This is a genomic window from Methylocystis sp. L43, from assembly GCF_015709525.1.
In the GTDB taxonomy this organism is placed as follows: domain Bacteria; phylum Pseudomonadota; class Alphaproteobacteria; order Rhizobiales; family Beijerinckiaceae; genus Methylocystis.
In genome coordinates this window covers 26,140-46,909 of sequence record NZ_JADNRA010000022.1, presented here as the reverse complement: position 1 = coordinate 46,909, position 20,770 = coordinate 26,140, and the positions used below count along the sequence as shown (strand labels likewise).

Sequence of the window (20,770 nt, the reverse complement as noted above, 5' to 3'; positions counted from 1 at the left end):
ATTCATGTGGCGAGATAGGCGCGATAGATCCATGCCGCCAGGACGGCCAAAAAGGCGAAGAACGCCGCCGCGCCAAAAAACTCGGCGATGAACGCGGCTGCGCGAGTCGTTTTTCCGGAGAGGGAATTGTCGTTTTCGCGTTCGTTCGCCCTCTCGCGCGCTGCGGCGATCTTCACGCCAAGCGCCTGCGCCGCGCCGCCGCTCGCGTAATCGACCGCCAGCGCCTTTTCGCGCTCGATCAGGCGATGCGCGATGTAGCTGGTGATCGCTTCGACGAGGTCGTCGATGCTGTCGCTTTCGCGAAGCGTCACCCGGCCGTGGCGCGTATCCTGAAGAAAGCGATAGGTCCGCCGGTCGCGATCCATCTCGACGAAGCCGATCTGGTCAATGAACAGGCGCGGGCGCTCCGCCGGCGCAACGCCAACGTCGAAAATATCGCAATCGCGCGGCACCTGCGCCAAAACCGGCGACAGAGCCTCGCCGAGCATTTCCAGCCGGGCGATTTCGGCGGCGCGCAAATCGGAAATGGCGGCGGAGCGCTCGGCGTTCTCGAGGCGCGCGCGGCGCAGCGCTCCGGACAGACTGGCCATACGCTCGTCAAGCGAACCCGCCGGGCCTTTGCGGGCGACTCGCTCGCGCTCGACAAGAAGCGATAGACGCTCGGCAGGCGTAGCGGCGGACGCGTGTGGCGGGTCGGCGTCGCGAGTGTCGGCTGGCGGCGCGGGCAGGGGCTCTTCCATGTCGTCCACTCGCTGTGGCCCTCGCTGCGCGGCCGGGGCATTAAAGCATTGTGGACTATAGCGGCTCTCGGCGGCGGTGCGAAGCGCAAGCGCGACGAAGAGAGGCGGGAGTCGACTTTTTCCCCCGCCTCCGGCAAGGGATTCCATACGATCGCCGCTGATTCCGGCCATTAACGTTAAAAAACGCCGGATTCAACAAAGGCGCGGAGGGAATCCATGGCCGTCAATCGCGGCGAATCGGACGTCAACAGCGCATTGTTCGAGCGCATTTTAATCGGCATGGGCTTTGCGGTCTTCGCGGCGCTGGAGGCGGCTGGCGGCGGCGAGCATGCGATCGTGGCCGGGTTTTTTGCCGGCGCGACGATTTTCGTGCTGCGCCGCTCCTCGGAAAGCGCACGCCAGGCGGCAGATTTCGCCGTGGATTTCCTCGCTGTCGCGACTTTTACGCTGCTGTGCGACCGGGCAGGCCTGCTGTGGCGATCGCCGGAAACCCTCGCCGAACTGTTCCGGCTCTCGCCGGTGGGCGCGGCGACCGCCACCATTCTCTATCTCGCCGGGGTCGTCACGCTGAGGGCGCGTTCGCGCATGGCGGTCCGCGCGGCCCTTTTCGTTTTGCCGCTGCAGTTCAGCCTGCTGATCGCTCTCGGCTCGCCGCCTGTCGCCCAGATCGGCGGCGCGCTGCTCCTTGGCCTCGACGTTCCGGAGGCCTTCAGAAAAATCGTCGGGCATACGCTGGTCCTGTTTCTGCTGAACGAATCGATTGTCGTCGGCATCCCCCTCGCGCTCGGTCGTTTTTTGCCCCGCCAATGGCGTCCGCATAGCATTCTGCTCGCCTCGGCCTTCGTCGCTTCGCTGACGCCCTATATCGCGACGTCGGTCTCGTATTTTGTCGCGCCTTATTTGCCCTATCCGGTGACGGCGCTGATCGCGACGGTGGCGGCGGCGCTCGCGCAAGCAGGATTATGGGGCCAAACCTATCTCGTGACCCAGGCGATGGCTGGCCTTTTGCGCGCGACGCCGTCGCTGCAGGTCGTGGTGTTCCATGATTGGCGGACCGGCGCCGAAAAGGGTGCCGTCTATGGCTTTGTGTTCATGGCGCTGCTGCTCGCGGTTGGACTGGTCGTGTCTTTTGCGCCCGCCGTCGCCGTCATTTCGGCCTCCGGCCCGATCGGCGGCGCGCTGATTGGCGCCGCGCTTTTTCCGCTCGCGCGCGCGATCGTGGAGAGCACCGATTCGACTCCGCCCTTCTTTGCGCGCGTCAAAGAGCTCTATCTGCATCCGTCCAACTATTTTCGCGGCGCGGTCGCCGGCGCGGCCGTTGGACTCGCCTTGATGATTGGACTTCCCGCGCTGAGCGGCGGCGAGCGGTTTCTGTTCGGCGCGCTGGCGGGCGCTCTCGCCTACGCCGGCGTCGATGCAGGCTTCGATTTCCATGCGCTCACCCAACAACGCCGCCAGCATTTACGGAGCTGGCGCGTTTATTTGCTGGGGGCGGCGCTCGGCGGCGTCGTCGGCGGCGCCGTCGCCTGGTATCTCGACCTGGGCCAGGTCGAGAACATCACGGCGAAATTCTTCGCCTATACGTCGCTCGATTATGGCGCGGACGGACGCCCGATCACCGAATATGTCATTCGACCGCTCTTCTCGAAGTGGGGCGCGACGGATCTCGGCAGGGTCGACGGCGGCGTGAGGCTGCTGTTCGACGAGTCGCTCTCGGGCGTCATCCAATGGGTGTTCGCCGCGCCGCTCTTTTCGATCAATCTTTTCTTCCTTACGGCGCTCGTTCAGCGCAGCCTGCAGCCGCTTCGCCAACTCGCGAGCTGGCAAGGCCTCGACATGCTCATCGAAAACGCCGTGCGCGTTTTGCGCTGGGGCCTGTGGATGGCGCCGGTGATCTATTCCTTCTTGAAAGCGTCGCCCGACCCCGCCTGGTACAATCAGGACGGACTCATCCGCACCGGCGTCGCGAGCTGGATGAGCTACATCCTGCCGGACTCCGATTTTCGCGCCTGGAGCCTCGATATTTTCACGGCGCTTCTCGCCTATGACGCGCTGCGGGTGCTGATCTGGTTCGACCACATGGGCCTGCGCGTCGCGACGCTCGTCAATCTGTCCTTCGTCGGCGGCGACGTCGCCGATGAGAAAGCCGCGCGCTTCCTTGGAAAGGCGCAAACGAGCCGCGCAATCCCCGAAGGCATCCGGCGCTTTGGCACCTGGGCGCCGCTACTGTTGCCCTTTTACATCCCGCGCGGCGCCGAATGGGACAAGGCGTGGAGCGCCGCCGAGCAAATGTCGCAGACGCGGCCGCCGTCCTATGCCTATCTTGTCAGCGGATATCTGATCTACGCCGGCATTGTCGCCTTCGGCCTTGTCCTCTTCCTTCTGGGACGGCTTGCGCGCGCGCAGAAAGTGACGATTGAAGGCATTACCGGGGCTGGCGGCGTGCCGGGCTCGCGGCCGCTGAAACTGACCAACGGGCTGATGATCAGCGAGTGGTTTCAGGACGGGCAGGGCGCCATGCGCATCGAAGGCGTGGCGCGCGGCGGACCTCCGATCGACTTGACGCGACGTCCGGACGATCATGCCCACCCGCGCGGACGTTTCCTTTTTCTGCGTGAAGACGGCGGCGAGCTATGGTCGATCGGCGAGGCGCCGACGCGCTGCAGAGCCACTCAGGCGTCGCTCACCGACGCCGGCGAGAACTGCCTGTTCTTCATGGCGGAGCGCAACGGATTCGCGATCGAAGCGCGGGTTTCGCTCGCCGCCGACGAAGCGGTCGAGATCACGCATCTCAAGATCGTCAATCTCGAGCAGCGTCATCGTAAATTGATGCTGGCGTCGCTGCGTGAGTGGGTGCTGAACGAGACCGGCGTCGAGCTTCGCGACGCCGCGTATAACGCAATTCACATCGGCACTTGGTATGTCCGATCGCTGAATGCGATTTTCGCCCAGAACCGTTTGCTCAAGGGCGGGGCGCGGCGCCAGTCCGATCGCCGACTGTCCCCGGAAATCGGCTTTCACGCCATCGGCGCGGGCGCTGACGCGAAGATCTCCGTCGTCGGCTATGAGGATGTGAAGTCGCGGTTCTATGGAATGGGATCGACCTATGCGCCCGACAGCCTGCTTGGACTGGCGGCGCCCCGTGATCCGAAAGACGAAGGTCTGCTCTACGGCTTCGAGCCCTGCGCCAGCCTGCGCGTCGAAGTCGAACTCGCGGCCGCCGGCGCGACGGAACTGATCATCGTCGACGGATGGGCGCGCGACATGGGACGTGCGACGGATTCCATTGCTCGGCATCTGGGGATCGCCCCCGTTGCGCCTGAGACGCTGAACAAGGCGTTGTCGCGCCGCCGCGGGCTCATTCTGCCGCCCCCGCCCAAGAAGCCGCGCTACGCCTTTTCTCAAGACGGGCGAAGCGTCGCGCTTGCGCCCGGAACGCCGCGTCCTTTCGGCCACGTCATCGCCAACGCTTTCGGACAAGGCGCAGTGCTCACGAATGACGGCGAGATTTTTTCCTTTCACGGCAATTCGCGCTTAAACAGCTTCACCCCGTTTCGCATGGGTGAGGGCCGTATGGCGCCGGCCGGGCAGAGGATCTACGTCTATGATCTCGCCCGCACCGATGCGCATAGTCCAACCTTCGTTCCGCTGCGCCGTCGCGACGCGGAATATCAGGTGACGTTTTCGCCGGGCGTCGCGGTCTTTCGCGCCGAGCGCGATCATCTTGAGCTCGAGATGACCGTATTCGTCAGCCCCGCGCAGCCGATCGAGTTCAAGATCCTAAAGATCCGCAACAAGACCGACCATGAGCGTCTGCTGCAGATCACGCCGTCAATGGAAATCGTATTGGCGGAAACGCCGAACGAAAGTCTCGGCGTCCTGGAATCGATCATCGATGAAAATGTGCATTCGATTTACTTCCGCAATCCTCGCAATAATTTCGTGCAGGGCTGGGCCTTCGTGACGACATCGATACCGGCGGAATTCGCCGAGACCTCGCGTCGCCGCTTCCTGGGGCATGAGAGCCGCGATCCTTACCTGCCTTACATGGTCGAACACGGCCATCCGGACGCGGGCGCGCCCGCGCATGAACGGAAAGTCGCCGCGTTCAGCGGCGCGATCGACGTGCCAGCGGGAGAAGAAGCGGTCGTCGTCGTGGCGCTTGGACAGACGACGACGATCGAAGACGCGAAGCGGCTCGCCGATTATGCGCGCGATCCCGACCACGCCTATGCCGAACTCGAGTCGAATGCGCGCGCATGGGACGAACAATTGTCCGTGTTGCGCATCAAGACCAATCGTCCCGAGTTCGACCGCCTCGTCAACGACTGGCTGCCCTATCAATTGCTCGCGGCGCGCCTGTGGGGCCGCACGGGTCCTTCACAGCGTTCCGGCGCCACAGGCTATCGCGACCAGCTGCAGGACGTCATCCCCCTCATCCATCTCGCGCCGGAGCGCGCCCGGGCTCAAATTCTGCTGCACGCCGCGCATCAATATATCGAGGGCGACGCCTGCAAATGGTGGCATCGCGCGCCCAATGGCGGCACGGGCCTCGCGGACCGCACGCATGCGTCGGATCCGCACTTGTGGTTGCCGTATGTGACGATTCGCTATGTCCGCGGGAGTGGAGACTACGCCATCCTCGACGAAGTCGAGACCTTCCTGGAGGCGAGTCCCGTCCCCAAGGATCAGGAGGGCGAAGCCACCGTGCCGCTGACGTCGCGCGACAAGGATACGCTGCTCGGCCACTGCGCGCGCGGCATCGATTGGACGCTCGAGCGTTTCGGCGCCCATGGCCTGCCGCTGATGGGATCTGGCGACTGGGACGACGGCATGAATCTCGTCGGCGACGAAGGCCGCGGCGAGAGCGTTTGGCTTGGCTTCTTCCTGCACGGCATCCTCCTCGACATCGCGCCGCTGTTCGAGGCGAAGGGCGACGCCGACCGCGCCGAGCGCTATCGCGAACGCGCCGAAAAGCTTCGGACCGCGCTTGAGAACTGCTGGCGCGGCGACCGCTACATCCGCGCCTACGCCGATGATGGCGAGGAAGTCGCGCCGATGAGCGCGATGACGTCCTCCTGGCCAACTCTGGCGCGCGCCGTCGACGCCGCGCGTGGACGCGAGGCGATCGAGAACGCCTTGGCCGTTCTCGGTCTCGGCGATCGCGTATTGCTCGTCCATCCGCCTTTTGACGAACACTCGCAGCCCTATCCCGGGCGCAGCGCCGAATATCCGCCGGGCGTGCGGGAAAACGGCGGCCAATATTCGCATGGCGTATCCTGGTTCGTTGACGCGCTGGCGAAGCTCGCCGCGCAGGCGCAACAGGACGGCGACTCGCGCGCCGCCGACGAGCTGTTTCGCAGAGCGTTCGAGACGTGGATCGCGATCTCGCCGATCTCCAAGCTCGCGTCGCCGGCCGCCGCGGACATCTATGGGTTGCCGCCGCATCAGCAGCCGGCCGACGTCTACAATGGCGAGGGCTACGAAGGGCGCGGCGGGTGGAGCTGGTACACCGGCGCGGCGGCGCGCATGTTGTCGGCCGCATATGCGCTGCTTGGCCTCGAATTCGAGAACGGCGAGTTGCAGCCGCGCCCCGACGCCTTCCATCCCAAGGGCGACCTGCGGCTGGAGCGCGTGGTCTACCTTGGAAAGACGTTCGAAGCGGAGAAGCGTCGCCGCGTTTGGTAGCGGCCTAGAGGCGTGAGGGGATATGGCCGATCGCGTCGTTACGCTTAACGCCGGGTCTTCCTCGGTGAAATTCGCCCTCTTCGCGGCGGATGCCGACTGGCCGCGGCTGATCGTCTCTGGCGCGGTCGAAGGGCTGGGCGCGAAGCCGCGTTTTCGCGCGGCCGTTGTCAATGGAGACGCAAGCGACAGCCGCCTCGCCGACAAGCTCACGCACAAGCAGGCGATCGCAGCGATCTTCGAATGGCTCGAAGAGGCTTACCCGGTTGTGGCGGTGAGCGCGATCGGACACCGAGTCGTGCATGGCGGGCTGCGCTTCGCCGCGCCGGTCATCGTCGATGCGGAAGTGCTCGCGGAGTTACGCCAACTCATTCCGCTCGCGCCGCTGCACCAGCCGCATAACCTTGCCGGCATCGAGGGCGCCAAGGAAGCCTTTCCGCATGTGCCGCAGGTTGCGTGTTTCGATACGGCTTTCCATCGCGGACACGCCTTCGTCGACGACGCCTATGCGCTTCCCTATTCCTATTACGAGCGTGGACTGCGCCGCTTCGGCTTCCACGGGTTGTCGTATGAATATATCTCCCGGCGGCTCCGCGCGATTGATCCAATTCACGCCGAAGGCGGCGTCATCGTCGCGCATCTTGGCAATGGCGCGTCGCTTTGCGCGATGAAGGGCGGGCGTTCGATCGCCACCAGCATGGGCTTCTCGGCGCTGGAAGGCCTGCCCATGGGCACCCGCTGCGGACAGATCGATCCCGGACTGCTGCTTTATTTGCTCCAGAGCGAGGGCATGACGCCCGAGGAGCTGTCGCATCTTCTTTATGAACGCTCGGGCCTGCTCGGCCTTTCCGGCGTCTCGCATGACATGCGCACGCTCGAGGCGTCCCAAGAACCCCGCGCCCAAGCCGCGATCGCCTATTTCGTTCATCGCATAAGAGTGGAGATCGCGGCGCTCGCGGCGGCGATCGGCGGACTCGACGCGCTCGTATTTACCGCCGGAATTGGAGAGAATTCGCCGCGCGTGCGCGCCGGCGTGGTCGAGGGCCTCGGCTGGCTGGGGCTGGCGCTCGACGCGGCGGCCAATGCGCGCAACGACCTTCTCATTTCGGCGCCCCAGTCGCGCATCCCTGTGTTCGTGACGCCGACCGACGAGGAAGCGATGATTGCGCGCCACACGATTGAAACGACAGGACTGACGGTTGCGGCGAGGTGATCGCGGCTCAGTGCGCGGCGGTGGTTGCGGCGGGAGCAAAATGGAATCGCCCTAGCAAACTCCAATCAAATCTGACAGCCGTCGCCTCCATCGAGCCGGGGACTGCCCAACAAAAGCAATTGACCCGCCGGGCCCAACCGGCCAGAATATTATAATTATTGCTGATACATAGCGTGATTGTCCCGCTGCGGCGCGGGATCAATCAGTCGCAAATTCGCCGTCACGTCGATTGGCGCATTGACCGAGGTCGTATGCCCAACCTCAGGGATAACGAACGCCCGTTGTCTGATGGCGGGGGCCTGACAGCCCTCGTCGCGCGGCATATTCCAGAGGCTATATCGGCTGATCACCTGACGTACGCCGGTCTCTTCGGCGCCGTCCTCGTCGCAGTCGGTTTTATCGCCAGTCGGTGGTCGAACTGGTTTCTCGCGCTGGTCGCGCTGGGGCTGGCTTGCAATTGGCTCAGCGAGAATCTGGTGCGCGCTCTTTCGGAAGGCCGCGGCGCCGCGCGTCCGCTTTATGGATATTTCATCGACAACTCGGCCGACCTTGTCGCTCAAACGCTGATCATCATGGCGCTTGGCTTCTCGCCTTATTTCACCATTCCCTCGGCGTTGCTCGTCCTCTCTCTCTATCTGTTGCTGAGCTCATACAAATATTTGCTTGTCGTGATCCATGGCGGAACGCAGCCAAGCGGCGGATTCGAACCGAAGGGGCTTCGGCTGCTCGTGTTGGGCTGGTCGTTCTCTGCGGCGTTGATGGGACATGAGCTCACGACGCAGCGCGTGCTCTCATTCGCGGCGCTCGACGTCATCGTCGCCGCTCTGTCGATTTGCGCCTTTGTCATATTCGTCTTCATCGTTCGCAGAGATTTGGCGCTGGTTCGGCTCCAAGAGAATAGCGCCGACGACGATCGCGACGCCGAATCATTGGATGAACGCCAGGTCATCTCACTCGTCCCGCAATTTGCGCCTGTCCGTCGTCGCTCCTCGGCGCGAGCCGACAAGAATATTTCAGCCGGCTAGGGCCTAAGTCGAACGCCGGAAAAACCTCGGCTGCGTTTGCGCCGACTTGTCGCCCCAATGCGCGAAGACGGGGCGCGCACAGCGCCGGTTCGGCGGATTGTCACGCCAGCGAGGTTGGTCTAATTATCCGCCGTTTCTCAAGCGTTTGCGGCGCGCGATGAGATCATCATGGATGTCCAATTGGGGGTTGGGCTGAATGGGGTCTGCAGTGATTCGCGCCGCGGCTGCTTTCGTCATTGCGCTAAGCGCTTTTACGGCGGCGTATGTCTCGATCGAACAGTCGCGCTATATTGTCCTCACGACATATCTCATCCTTTTTGCGCTGTTCTTCTATTATGTCGCGATCTTTCGAGGCCGCGCGCGCGACCTCTCGCTCGCCGGCGCATCGCTGGTCCTGTGCCTGAGCGCGCTCGAATTGGCGATCTGGCGCCTCGCCGGCGCGCCGATGACCTTCAAGGAAAAAGGCAGCTGGGCGCCGAAGGCCGAACTGGGCTGGAGTCCGGCGCGTGCTGGCGTCATTCACGAGAAGAAAGTCGCGGCGAATGGCGACGTCATTTACGACGTCACCAATACGATCGACGTCAATCTCACGCGCAAGGTCGTTTCCGCGGAGGTCGGACCGACGATCGCCTTTTTTGGCGACTCAATGACGTTTGGCGCTGGGCTCAATGACGAGGACACGCTACCGCAGTCCTTCGCCGACGTTACCGGGCGCAAGTATCGCGTGCTGAATCTCGCCGTCACCGCCTATGGTCCGCAGCAGTTTCTGCGCGCGCTTGAAGTCGACGCCTTCGACGGTCTGCTCAAGAACGATCCGCGTCTGTTCATCATGCTCACGGCGCCCTGGCATGCGGCGCGGACCTCATGCGTTGCGAGCAATTCCTGGCTAGGTCCGAGTTACGATCTGAAAGACGGCAAGGTCGTCTACCGTGGGCCATGTTCGGCGCAGGCGCCGGGCGTCGCCGGTTTTTTACGTTCGCTTTTCCGTTCAACGGAAGCGTTCAAATTTATATTTGAGTCGCATGAGCGCTCATTGAAAGAAGCCGACATCGATCGCTACATCGCGATTCTCATCAGGGCCGGCGAACTCGCGCGGCAGAAATATGGCGTTCCGACATTGATCCTGTTTCTGCCGGACAATCTTGCGAGCGCACATTACCGCCTCGGGCCCGGATATGGCAACGAGGACATCATGCGCAAATTGCGGGAGGGCGGTCTGCTGGTCGTCAACGCCTTGATCGACGCGAGCGCCTATCCGCCCAACAGCCTGATCATTCCCGGCGATGGACATCCCACAGGCCTCGCCAATCGCATCTGGGCCAGACAGATCAAGGCATATATCGATTCGCAAGTAGCGGACCTGACGCCTAATTGAGTGGGGGAAGGCGCGGCGTCAAAGAATTGCTGTTGCAGAAAAGGCACATCCGGCGTGAAACGCCGTAAAGCGCGGTCGAAGCGAAAGGTTCGAATTGCGCAACGCCTCTCGCCTTGCTCATTTGCCTCCAGACCTTTGGAGTCGGTTTGCAACGGCGAGAACAAAGTCATGGCCCATAAATTCTTGACGGGCGCTGTTATGGCGCTGGCGTTCGCAACGGGATCGGCGATCGCCGCGGATTTGCCCTCCGTCAAGGCGCCGCCGGCCTATCTTCCGCCCCCGCCGCCGGTTTGGACCGGTTTCCATGCCGGTTTGAATGCGGGCGGCGCATGGAACGCCAGCAACGCAACCAACTTCGCTTCGGCGCCCTTTCTCATCAATGGCGCCGACAATGTCCCCTGGGCGGCGGCCGCCGCCATCTCAGGAACGGGCAGCGTCTCGACGAATGGCGCCGGTTTCATCGGCGGCGGCCAACTCGGCTATGATCTGCAATTCAACGGCGCGTTTCTCGCTGGAATAGAAACTGACATCCAAGGCGTCGCCGGCTCGAACGGCGCCGCCGCCGTCGTGACGCTCGCGCCCACGCCCGCGCCGGGGCTCAACCTGCTGACGAGCGTCGCCAGCAACAAGTCGCTCGATTTTCTCGGCACGGTGCGCGGTCGGCTTGGCTATCTCATAACGCCGACATTGCTTGCTTATGCGACGGGCGGACTTGCTTACGGCCAGGCGACGTCCACCACGAGTTTTTTCCAACATGTGCCGAATGATTTCTCCGGCTTTTTGTTGCTCGGCGCCAATCAGGGACGATTTTCGCAGACGCGAGTCGGTTGGACGGCCGGCGGCGGACTGGAATGGATGTTTTGGCCGCAATGGAGCGCCAAGATCGAATATCTCTTTTACGATCTCGGCGCCGCGGCCTATCCCGTCGCGATCACCACCGATTGGCAGCTCACGAACCTGTTGTTCGCCAACACCACTCAAGCGCGCGCGCGCTTCGACGGTCATGTCGTCCGCGTCGGCCTGAACTACCACTTCAACTGGGGCGTTGCTCCGGTCGTCGCGAAATATTGATTTGCCTGAAGGGGACGCCAGCAGAGGGGCCGCGTCGAAATGCTCACCTCCATCGCCGGTCGGTCGGTCATCGTCACCGGCGGCAGCCGGGGCATCGGCCGTGGCGTCGCGCGCGTTTTTGCAGCCAAGGGCGCGCAGGTGCTGGTGGTTGGCCGTGACCTCGCGCAGGCGGAGGCGACAGCGGCGGCGATTCGAGCGGAAGGGGGACGCGCCAGCGGGTTCGCCGCCGATGTCGGCAATCCGGACGATGTCGAGCGGATGGCGGCCGCGGCGCTCGAGCGTCACGGTGGCGTCGACATTCTCTGCGCCAACGCCGGCGTCTTTCCGGCCGCACGGCTCATGGAGATGACGCTGGCGCAATGGAACGAGGTGTTGTCCACCAACCTTGCCGGCGCCTTTCTGTGCGTGCAGGCCTGCACGCCCGCGCTGGCGCGCAGCGGTCGGGGGCGGATCGTGCTCACCTCGTCGATCACGGGTCCGATCACCGGCTATCCCGGCTGGACGCATTATGCGGCGAGCAAGGCGGGGCAACTCGGCTTCATGCGCACGGCGGCGCTGGAACTGACGCCGCTCGGGATCACCATCAACGCCGTTCTGCCGGGCAATGTGCGCACCGAAGGACTGGGCGAACTCGGCGAAGACTATTTGGCGCAGATGACGGCCTCGATCCCACAACGCCGGCTCGGGAGCGTCGAGGACATCGCCTACGCCGCGCTGTTTTTCGCGAGCGACGAAGCCGCCTACATCACCGGCCAGACGCTGGTGATCGATGGCGGGCAGGTCTTGCCTGAGTCGCTGACAGCGCTGCAGGAGATGGGGCGGTGACGCCTGACAATTGATTTTGCCAGCCGCCCCGGCGCATAGTTCGCGATGTTGCGAGCAGCACGACCGCAGACCGGGGGATGCGTGACTGACAGCGGCTCTTACCTTCTCGGCTGCAGTGAAGCCGAGCAAGCGAGGCTCGAGAGCCAGAGCGCCGTTCTCGCGCCGGCGACGGAAGCTCAATTGGACAGGCTCGGCGTGAAGCCCGGCGAACGCGTCATCGACCTGGGGTGTGGTCCCGGTTATGTCCTGCGTCTGTTGGCCAAGCGGGTCGCTCCAAGCGGATCGGTGGTTGGCGTCGAGCGCAACGCCCATTTCGCCAGCCTGGCGCGCCGCTATGTCGCCGAGCGCTCTTTATCGCAGGTCGAGGTCATCGAGGGCGACGCATATGACACCGGAATGGCGCGCGCGTCCTTCGACGGTGCCCATATGCGACTCGTTCTTGTCAACGTGCCGGAACCTCAGCGTGTCGTGCGTGAGATGGTGGCGCTCGTCCGGCCGGGGGGCTGGGTGGCGAGCTTCGAAGCTGATCTGCTTTCTTTCAACTGCGACCCGCCAAGCCCTGAATGGACCCGTCTGCTTGACGCCTACAAGTCCTATTCGGACGCACAGGGGATCGATCTGTGCGTCGGCCGACGCACGCATTCGCTTTTTCGTGCGGCGGGCGTCGTGGATATCCATGTTGAGGCGGTCGCATATGTCTCTTCGGCCCCCAATCCTAGCCGACTGATCCTGCTCGATTTCGTCAACAATGTTCGCGAGAAAATGATTGAGCAGGGCTTTGCTGGGCGGGCGGACCTTGAGAGCGACTTCGCCGCGCTCGAGCGGCATCTGTCCAATCCCGAGGTGCTGGTGACGTCACATCTTTTCTATCAGCTGTCGGGCCGCGTGCCGCAATAGTGCTGGTTTGCAGAACGAGTGGGTTGGGGCCAGGCTGCGGCGCCAACGCAGGGCTTTATTTGTGATTGACGCTCCGACCTTGACCAAGCAACACTCTCGAATATTGCGGCGGAGGCGTTGTCTTGAGGCTTTTAAATGCGCGCAAGTTGCGACTAGCCGCGGTTTCGCGGCTCATCCTCTTCGGCCTTTTGATTTCTGCCATACCTGTTGGAAGCGCCGCTGCGGCCGGAGCGGCGGAAAACTACAGAGGCCATGATCCCGACTCCTACGAGTGCAGTGAGGACTTCAACATCCTGAACAGATTTTCCGCACCTCGGCGCGCTTCGTTGCTGCGCTCGACAAAATACGCGGACATCAAGTTCACCTTGGAAGGCAACGTCATCGCGGTTAAGGATCTGTCCAATTCAAAGGATTTTGTGTTTATAACCGTCGACGAAAACACGAAATACTGTGCCTACAAAGAAGTAGAACTATATGATCGCGGAAAAGCGACTTCTGCGAAATTCGATGTTCCCACATGCGCGATCAAGTATTTCGTTTTTCGTATGAAAATTGTAATGAACGAGGAGTTGCCGGTAATACCATTTTCTTTGCCGCGCCCGCCAGATTACAGTTGGGAGGACGAAAAAACGGACCATTTCGACAGGATGGATCATTTTATCGAGATAGATGTATACCGCGCAGTGGATAGCAAAAAAAAGCATTCGTCGGCGCGCTGCAATGAAACTGGTGAGAGTCCGCAAGGACGTTTCTTTGTAATCAGCACTCTCGGTTTGATGACAAACAATAAATCGACCGTTAATGTAACACAAGAATTGCCCAGAAAGCTTCGAAATGGTGAATACTATTCTGGTGCTGGACGCCTTGGTGTCGTCACGACGACGCGACCAGAATCTTCCGGGCCGAAGTAGGAGGTCAATCACTCCAGCGCACGATACCGCGGCCAATCCGGCATGAGATGCACGTCGCGCGACCCGCACGCCGAACAGACGAAGCGCCGGGACTTCGCCAAGCGGGTAAAAGGAAGCTCTCGCGTTCCGCAGCGCGTCGAATGGGATATGCAACGTTGACAAGCTTGATTCAGGCAAAACGCGCGGGCGGATTGAAAGCCTTGGCTTTGCAGATCGGCGATGGGCGGGGCAGGGCGCATGGGGTTAGACCGGCATAGACGGATTAGCCCGTCTATGCCGATGAATTTACGCCTTCTTTGGCTTAGTGTGCGGCGCCCTTCGCGACCAAAACCTGTGATTCGGAAAACGGATCGCGTGGGGTGCCGCCTAGGATCTGCTTTTTACCCCCAACTAGCCCCAGCGCGGTTTCGGCCGCCAGATGGGGCCTTGTTCGACAATTTCTTCATTTTTTAGAGAGTTGGCTGGTGCCGCTTGAGGGATTCGAACCCCCGACCCCCTCATTACGAACCATGCTCGGGCTGCCGACGCAAACCGACTACCACCATAACTAGCTGAAAAACAAGGAAGCATTCAGTCGCAATTGCCTACCTTCAGCCCCATTCGGCAGAAAATTTTAGCCCCCGGGCTAATTTTACCGTAACGTGTGATGGTGTCGAATCATGAAGGGGCCGGGGGACGATGGGCGAGGCGCTGACCGAAACGAAGCTCAAAGAGATGGTGGTGCCGGAGGGGAAGCGGATCGAACTTGCCGACGCCGGTTGCAAGGGTCTGCGGCTTCGCGCGTCGCCGAACGACCGCACTTTTTATTTCGTTGGCGGCGCCGGAGTCGATGGAAAGGTTCGGCGGGTCAAGCTCGGTCGCTGGCCTGCGATGCGACTCGCAACCGCACGAAGGCGCGCCGATGAAATCCGCGCGCACCTTGCTGACGGCGAGGGGCATAGAACAGACAAGGGCGCCAAGCTGACATTCCAGGCGCTCGCCGATCGCTATCTCGCGCAAATCGAAGGCCGCAAACGTTCCTGGAAATTGGACGCGGAATATCTCAAGCGCGCCACCGCGGAATTAGGCTCGCGCAATGCCGCGCGTCTGTCGCGCGCCGATTTTGCGGAGCTTCTCAACGGCATTGCAAAAACCGCCCCAACGTCCGCCAATCGGATGCAATCCGTCCTTCGGACCTTGCTCGGGCACGCAGTGGATGATGGCCTATTGGCTGCAAACCCGTTGGCAGGCGCGCGCAAGTTTGGCGGTAGAGAGACGCCCAAAGACCGAGTGTTGTCGGACGACGAATTGCGGGCGTTCTGGCGCGCCCTCGAAGATGATGCGGCGCCGGCCATCAAGATTATTCGGCTTGCGCTGAAGACAATACTACTGACCGCGGCGCGGCCGGGCGAAGTCGCGACGATGATGCGCAGCGAACTCGCGCGGAATGATCGCGTTTGGACAATTCCACGGGAGAAGGCGAAGAACGGTCGAACACACATTGTCCCGCTCTCAGCGGCTGCTCTTGCCGCTATCGATGCAGCCATTGCGGAAACGGACGCCATTGGGGCAGGCGAGGCGGTTTTCGTTTCGCGATACGAGTCGACGGCCCCAATCGCGCGCCATTCACTCTCGCAAGCGACACGGCGCATCTGCGCGCAATATTCCCTGGCGCGCTTCTCGCCACACGACCTCCGACGAACGGCCGCGACACTGGCCCGCGCGGAAGGCGCGCCGCGCGACGCGGTGAAGGCGCTTCTGAATCACAGCTTCGCCGACGTGACCGCGACATACGATCGGCACACGATGCTTGAGGAAAAACGCGACGCCGTTGAGCGGATCGAGAGGCGTATTTTGCGCATCGTCGCCGCCGACCTGGACCGAATTGAAAAAATTGTCGCCACATAGTCTTGACCGACAACGACAACGAATTTATTTGAACATTGTTCGGCCAAACGCGGCAAAGCCCGCGAGCCGAAAAGGCGAGCTAATCGCAGGCTCGCTGGATTGGTTTCAAGGCCGATCCTGTCAGCGCCTTCACGGGCGCGAACGCGAACCACCTACATCCTACCGGCGCGCGGGGTGTCTCAGTGGTTCCGTTCGCGCGCCATGTAGGAGGCGCAGAATATGCGAACCCAACAGAACCTAAACGAAAAGTCGGCGGCGGCAGAGCCGCGCTTGCCGGCCGTCTACGACACACACGACCTCGCGCAGCATTTCCGCGTGACGCCGGACGCCATCAATATTTGGGCGAACAAGGGGGCGCTGCCGCCGCCACTGCCGTTGCCCGGCCGGAGGCGCTGGTCTGGTCCGGCGATTGAACGGTTTCTTGTTGGCGAGGTGGCGTAATGACCATCAGAACCACACGCTCGCAATTCGAGTCCGCCCTCGCCGCCGCTCGCAAGAGCGAAACGCTCAACGAAGAGCAGCGCTATGCGCTCACATGGCCGCCCGCGACCTACATCGTGGACGAAGGCCGCGCACTGTCAGACGGATACTATGGAAAATCCGCTTTCAGCTATGGCGAACACATGTTGGAACAGCACGCCGAGCGGCTTGCGCGAGTTGAACGGATTCTCGCTATCCTCGACGGCAAGGCCGCTCTCGACGCGTATGAATCCCCCCGGTTGATTTCCTTCGTCGCGTCGCTGCGCCACGGCGTTCCGCGCGTGCTGAGCAAGGCGCTCCGCCTTCTACCCGATACTTATCCGGTTGCTGCCGCCGACGCGCTCGCAGCCGCGCTGCGTGACTTGCGCGCGTGGCGTCAAAACCGACCGGAGCCGCCGACGCGAGAAATCCTGGCGCGGGATCGTGGAGTCGCCGCATGACAACCGCGCGACTCCCAATCTGGCGACACCTGCCGCGCCGCCATCTCAAACCCTTCCTACGTGATATCAGCGAGCGCGAATTCCTTGCGCTCGCCGAAGGCGCTGCGGCCGATGCGACCTTTGAACATTTCGACCTGTTTCGAGAGGCGGCGCGGCTGCGCCAGCTTGAACTGGTAAACGACGCCAGCACGGCACATTGAATGGTTTTACGAATGACGGACTTCATAAACCTTGTCTCTGAACATGGCGACGCGCGGATGTTTCCGCGCGCCTCAATCAAGAACGTCGCGACTGAACGTGAGGCGCAAGGCCATCTGATCTATTTCCGCGAGCCGACGCGCGACGCTTGGTTTCTTGGCGACCTCGCCGACCTGGACTCTCCGCCGGCCGAAGCGATCGTTGGCGCGGCGCCCGGTTGGGCCGTCGTCGAAATTAAGCCCGAAGGCGGACTCCTCGCGCCGACATATCATCCTGTGCTCGCTTGGCGCATCCGTCTGGGCGAAGCGCCCGAGCCGATCCACGTCGGGCCGCCAGTCCAAGCCGATATCGTCATTGACGCCGAAGGCTTCGCGCAGAATTGGCGGCGCAACTCTGCTTTCAAATTCGACGAATGGCTTGCCAAACGCCAACGGTCAGAATTTCGCAAGGCCGGCTGGCCAACGTTGACGCCCGACGCCGATGGCGTGTTGCGACTCGACTTCGCGCCGCCGGGAAGCGAGTCGCGCGAACTAGCGTTCGCCGAGGAAATTGTCACGTCGGATGATCCGAACTTCGCCGATATCGCGCGGTCAGAAATAGAGGCGATGCATGCACGGTTCCGAGAGGCGGAAGCGGCTGCGGCCGAGTGAAATAAAAAGCCCGGCGACGCTTGTGGGCGTGGCCGGGCAAGTATCGTAGCAATAACCGGAGTTTCATATATTGAATACCAGCACTGTTGTCAAGCCTATCCTGACGCCTTCCGACACACATAAGTCTTCGCCGGAAGCCAAAGACACAATCACGATCCTGCGGCCCAAGGTTTTCACGGGCAAACGGCTCATTCATACGCCGGACGGAATCCGTAAGGAGCCGGCCGCGAACGCTAAAACCTTTCGACGCCTCACGCGTGAAGTTGCGGGCGTCGACGACCTCTATGCGTTGCTGCACGAAGGCCGGGACGAAATTCTCATTCACGGCGCCGCGCTACCGGATACGCCCCGCATCGATTGCGAGCGGCGCAATGAGTTTTTCTCCGATCAAGCCTTGCGGCTGATCGTGCTCGATATCGACGGGTTCACGACAAACGCGCGGTCGCTTGACGAAGCCGCGAAGGAATATCGCGCGCTTTTGCCGGCCGAATTTCACGACGCGAGTTGCCTCGCCCAAGCGTCCAGCGGGTTCAATACGAAGGAAGGCCAGCAGTCGTTTAGGCTCTTTTTCTTCGCCGACAAACCTGTGACCGAAAATCAGAAGTCGGCATGGCTCATAGCGCCCGACACATTGCCGAAAACGATTCGCAAGCGAAAGGACGGCAAGGAAATTGAAGTCTCGACGCTCGATCCCTCAATTTGGCGTCGCGTCCAGCCGGTCTATATCGCCAATCCGATCGTAGAGGGCGGCGCCGATCCATGCCCCGAGCGTTGGCTGCTTATCGACGGCAAGCCCTGCGCGAACGTGCCGGACGCGCTCCCTGATCCTATCAGCAAGGTCGGCAAGGCACGCGGTTTCGCCGCGCCCGAGGGCGTCACGATTGACGATCCCGACGCGCTCGGCGATGCAATCGAAAAGCTGGCGACGCGCAGATTGGAGCACGCGGGCAACAGCCGTCACCTTTCGATCGTCTATGCGGGCGCGGATTTTAGCGACTATGGCATTTCGCCGGAACTCGCCGAGGCCGTGACGCTCGCTTGGGCCATGCCCGACGAAGATCATGATGAAATGTTGCGCGACATGCTGACCGATCGCGGTTTCACGGCTGCCGATGCACAAAGGAAGCTCGCGCGGATTGCCGAGATTCGCGAAGAGTTGGCTGCGGAACATGAGGGCGAGAATCCATTTGCCGAGACGGACGATTTCACAGTTTTGGAAATCGCCGTGAAGTTGGAAGAAGGATACCGGAGCGCGCGCAACGGTTTTGGCGCGAAGGTCGCGACCGCGGGCGGCAAGGCGTTCGACTCGATCGCCGAGCCCGATGGCGCGCTCCCGGAGCGCCAGGAAAGGAAGCGCCAGCAAAAAGCGGAATCCACGACGCGCCAACGTTTCGCAACCTTCGAACAGGGTGCCCTGTTCACGGGCGACGACGATATTTTCGGCGAACCGGACGCGCTGCCAGCGGTTTCGGGTCCGGGCTTGCTTGCTGCCCTGGAAAGCGATGCACGCTTTGCGGATGACAAGGAAGCCATGCTCGCGGCGCATCGCGCGGTCAATACGATCATTCGCCAACCACAAGGGGCAGACGCGGCAGAGCGTCTGGCGCAGTTGCGCGCGCTTGTCGAAGATGGCGAGTTGCCTGCCCACGCCGAGCCGGTTCGATACGTGAACGGCGCCCGCCCGCCGGTTTTGCCTATCCCAGTCGCGAGGCGTGATCTTGACGACCTTCCCGACGTGCCTTGGGTCGCCTTTCAGGATTATTGCCGCGGCGTCGTCAGCGCGCTTGTGGGCGACGGCGGTGTTTCGAAGTCGGCGCGCGGCTTGGTCGAATGCGTCGCCATTGTCGCCGGCCGGCCGGACCTCTTAGGCATTGCGCCAGAAGATGTTGCGACGGACTTTAAACGGACGAACGTTTGGTATCACTGCCAGGAAGACGACAAGGATGCGCTCGACCGGCGTCTTGCTGGCGTTCTCAAAGAACTAAATGTGCCGTGGTCGGCGATTGACGGCACAAACGGCTTTCGGCTCTACATGACTTCTGGCGTCGGAAACCCCTTGTTGCTGGCGCTGGAAAACAGCAAGGGACGAGTCGAGCCCCCGGCGGAACTGGCGGAAACCGTCGCCTGTGTGAAGCAATACGGTATCGGCGTCGTGATGCTGGACCCTGTGCAAGAGCTTCATGAAGTTGACGAGAACGATAACAGCGCCATGGCGAAAGTTTGGGCCAGCGCGCGGTCTGTCGCGGCGGAAGCAAATACGTCTGTTGCTTTGATCGCGCATCCGCGGAAGCCGGACGGCGCATCGTCTGCCGGTCACGCCGGTAACATGCACGTCCTTCGGGGCGCGTCGTCTCAAACCGGCGTGGCGCGTATAGTTCGGACGATGTTTAGTTTGACTGATGACGAAGCGAAGCAACTGAACATCCCGCCGCAAGATCGCGGGCGCTACGCGCGCATTGACGCGGCGAAAAATAATCTCGCGCTGAAAAACTGGCGCCCGACCTACATCGAACGTCGCACCGTGCAAGTCGGCGCGAACAAGCGGTCAACGGTGCCGGTGCCAGTGATCGTTCATTTGGACGCCGGGTTGTCGCCCGCGGCGCAGAAGATCGTTGACGCGCTCGTCGTCATGGGGCCGGGCGAGCATGAGATTGACGCGGTTTTGGAAAAGGCCGGAATTCCACTCGACGCGTTTGACGATACGAACGGACACCGCGCGCGACGGATCAAAAGGGAGCTTTTCGGAAAGGCGGACAAAGTGGAGCGCACGACGGGCGCCGGCACGCTGCGATATCATGCTGCGCCCGGCCAACGGACGCCGCCGACCCTAAGTTTTACGCCTAAGCCGGACGCGACCGGGGCGAGCTTCACGCCGGTTGACGACGAAGACGAGACAGCCGCGGACGCCGGATAGGTCGAAAACGAACCTCGCCCACGGTCGCGAAAATGCGTTGGCGAGGTTCTGTCCTCAGAAGAATAAGGCGTTTGCCGGTAAAAGGCTGGACCTCGCCAAACCTCGCCCCGCGAAATTGGCGAGGTTTATATTTCTTAAAATCAATGACTTACACAACCTCGCCCGAAGCAAGATGAAAACCTGGCTTTTTGCCCGAATTTTCGATCGGGATAAATGATTGATATTTCATAATAATAACCCCATTTCGCGCGACCTCGCCAACCTCGCCCCTCTAAAGAGGGTCTCTATCTTCTGGCGAAGAGACCCCCAGGAGAGGATATCGCCTCCGCGAAAGAGCGGAGAGGCGGGGGGCGTATGACGACCGCGCCGCATGTTCGAAAAAGAAGGGGGCGAGGCGCGCCACAAGCCGCGCTCGAATTTGGGGACTGAACGTTTGCAGATTGGTTCCGGCCGCCCCCC

General features: G+C 61.9%; 15 protein-coding genes. 14 read left to right on the top strand and 1 reads right to left on the bottom strand.

Going from position 1 to position 20,770, the window contains the following annotated elements; all coding sequences use genetic code 11:
• Positions 1 to 2: 2 nt before the first annotated feature.
• Entirely contained in the window at positions 3 to 740 is a 738-nt protein-coding gene (locus IYX23_RS05425; protein WP_196392198.1) for a hypothetical protein, read from the bottom strand.
• 216 nt (positions 741 to 956) lie between these two features.
• Between IYX23_RS05425 and IYX23_RS05420 the strand changes: the two genes are divergently transcribed.
• The 14 genes from IYX23_RS05420 to IYX23_RS05355 all read left to right on the top strand — a co-directional run bounded on the left by IYX23_RS05420 (position 957) and on the right by IYX23_RS05355 (position 20,311).
• Complete coding sequence (locus IYX23_RS05420) at positions 957 to 6,428, top strand: glycosyl transferase family 36 (RefSeq protein WP_196392199.1); 5,472 nt, start codon at positions 957 to 959, stop codon at positions 6,426 to 6,428.
• Positions 6,429 to 6,450: 22 nt separating this feature from the next.
• On the top strand, positions 6,451 to 7,638 hold the full coding sequence (locus IYX23_RS05415; RefSeq protein WP_196392200.1) for an acetate/propionate family kinase: 1,188 nt from the start codon (positions 6,451 to 6,453) through the stop codon (positions 7,636 to 7,638).
• Positions 7,639 to 7,919: 281 nt separating this feature from the next.
• Entirely contained in the window at positions 7,920 to 8,663 is a 744-nt protein-coding gene (locus tag IYX23_RS05410; RefSeq protein WP_196392201.1) for a hypothetical protein, read from the top strand.
• A 196-nt stretch (positions 8,664 to 8,859) separates the two neighbouring features.
• Positions 8,860 to 10,038 (top strand): hypothetical protein, encoded by a 1,179-nt coding sequence (locus IYX23_RS05405; RefSeq protein ID WP_196392202.1) that lies wholly within the window; start codon positions 8,860 to 8,862, stop codon positions 10,036 to 10,038.
• Between the two features lie 168 nt (positions 10,039 to 10,206).
• On the top strand, positions 10,207 to 11,109 hold the full coding sequence (locus tag IYX23_RS05400) for an outer membrane beta-barrel protein (RefSeq protein WP_196392203.1): 903 nt from the start codon (positions 10,207 to 10,209) through the stop codon (positions 11,107 to 11,109).
• 39 nt (positions 11,110 to 11,148) lie between these two features.
• Positions 11,149 to 11,934: a 3-oxoacyl-ACP reductase FabG gene (fabG, locus tag IYX23_RS05395; RefSeq protein ID WP_196392204.1), complete on the top strand. Its 786-nt coding sequence runs from the start codon at positions 11,149 to 11,151 to the stop codon at positions 11,932 to 11,934.
• A gap of 81 nt (positions 11,935 to 12,015) precedes the next feature.
• A complete protein-coding gene (locus IYX23_RS05390; RefSeq protein WP_196392205.1) occupies positions 12,016 to 12,831 on the top strand; it encodes a methyltransferase domain-containing protein in 816 nt (271 codons plus the stop codon).
• Positions 12,832 to 12,953: 122 nt separating this feature from the next.
• The gene (locus IYX23_RS05385; protein WP_196392206.1) at positions 12,954 to 13,742 is read left to right on the top strand and encodes a hypothetical protein; all 789 of its coding nucleotides are present in this window, start codon (positions 12,954 to 12,956) and stop codon (positions 13,740 to 13,742) included.
• 678 nt (positions 13,743 to 14,420) lie between these two features.
• Positions 14,421 to 15,629, top strand: coding sequence for a site-specific integrase (locus tag IYX23_RS05380; protein ID WP_196392207.1), 1,209 nt, complete (start codon positions 14,421 to 14,423; stop codon positions 15,627 to 15,629).
• A gap of 219 nt (positions 15,630 to 15,848) precedes the next feature.
• Positions 15,849 to 16,070: a hypothetical protein gene (locus IYX23_RS05375; RefSeq protein ID WP_196392208.1), complete on the top strand. Its 222-nt coding sequence runs from the start codon at positions 15,849 to 15,851 to the stop codon at positions 16,068 to 16,070.
• A complete protein-coding gene (locus tag IYX23_RS05370) occupies positions 16,070 to 16,549 on the top strand; it encodes a hypothetical protein (RefSeq protein ID WP_196392209.1) in 480 nt (159 codons plus the stop codon). The genes IYX23_RS05375 and IYX23_RS05370 overlap by 1 nt, the downstream gene beginning before the upstream one ends.
• Positions 16,546 to 16,749 (top strand): hypothetical protein, encoded by a 204-nt coding sequence (locus IYX23_RS05365; protein ID WP_196392210.1) that lies wholly within the window; start codon positions 16,546 to 16,548, stop codon positions 16,747 to 16,749. Before IYX23_RS05370 ends, IYX23_RS05365 begins: the two co-directional genes overlap by 4 nt.
• A 12-nt stretch (positions 16,750 to 16,761) precedes the next feature.
• A complete protein-coding gene (locus IYX23_RS05360; RefSeq protein WP_196392211.1) occupies positions 16,762 to 17,397 on the top strand; it encodes a hypothetical protein in 636 nt (211 codons plus the stop codon).
• A 70-nt stretch (positions 17,398 to 17,467) separates the two neighbouring features.
• Complete coding sequence (locus tag IYX23_RS05355; RefSeq protein ID WP_196392212.1) at positions 17,468 to 20,311, top strand: AAA family ATPase; 2,844 nt, start codon at positions 17,468 to 17,470, stop codon at positions 20,309 to 20,311.
• Positions 20,312 to 20,770 lie beyond the last annotated feature (459 nt).

Bases quoted from the DNA above. Each gene is read 5' to 3' on its own strand.
- IYX23_RS05425 (WP_196392198.1), bottom strand. From the start codon at position 740: ATGGAAGAGCCCCTGCCCGCGCCGCCAGCCGACACTCGCGACGCCGAC.
- IYX23_RS05420 (WP_196392199.1), top strand. From the start codon at position 957: ATGGCCGTCAATCGCGGCGAATCGGACGTCAACAGCGCATTGTTCGAG.
- IYX23_RS05415 (WP_196392200.1), top strand. From the start codon at position 6,451: ATGGCCGATCGCGTCGTTACGCTTAACGCCGGGTCTTCCTCGGTGAAA.
- IYX23_RS05405 (WP_196392202.1), top strand. From the start codon at position 8,860: ATGGGGTCTGCAGTGATTCGCGCCGCGGCTGCTTTCGTCATTGCGCTA.
- IYX23_RS05400 (WP_196392203.1), top strand. From the start codon at position 10,207: ATGGCCCATAAATTCTTGACGGGCGCTGTTATGGCGCTGGCGTTCGCA.
- fabG (WP_196392204.1), top strand. From the start codon at position 11,149: ATGCTCACCTCCATCGCCGGTCGGTCGGTCATCGTCACCGGCGGCAGC.
- IYX23_RS05380 (WP_196392207.1), top strand. From the start codon at position 14,421: ATGGGCGAGGCGCTGACCGAAACGAAGCTCAAAGAGATGGTGGTGCCG.
- IYX23_RS05375 (WP_196392208.1), top strand. From the start codon at position 15,849: ATGCGAACCCAACAGAACCTAAACGAAAAGTCGGCGGCGGCAGAGCCG.
- IYX23_RS05370 (WP_196392209.1), top strand. From the start codon at position 16,070: ATGACCATCAGAACCACACGCTCGCAATTCGAGTCCGCCCTCGCCGCC.
- IYX23_RS05365 (WP_196392210.1), top strand. From the start codon at position 16,546: ATGACAACCGCGCGACTCCCAATCTGGCGACACCTGCCGCGCCGCCAT.
- IYX23_RS05360 (WP_196392211.1), top strand. From the start codon at position 16,762: ATGACGGACTTCATAAACCTTGTCTCTGAACATGGCGACGCGCGGATG.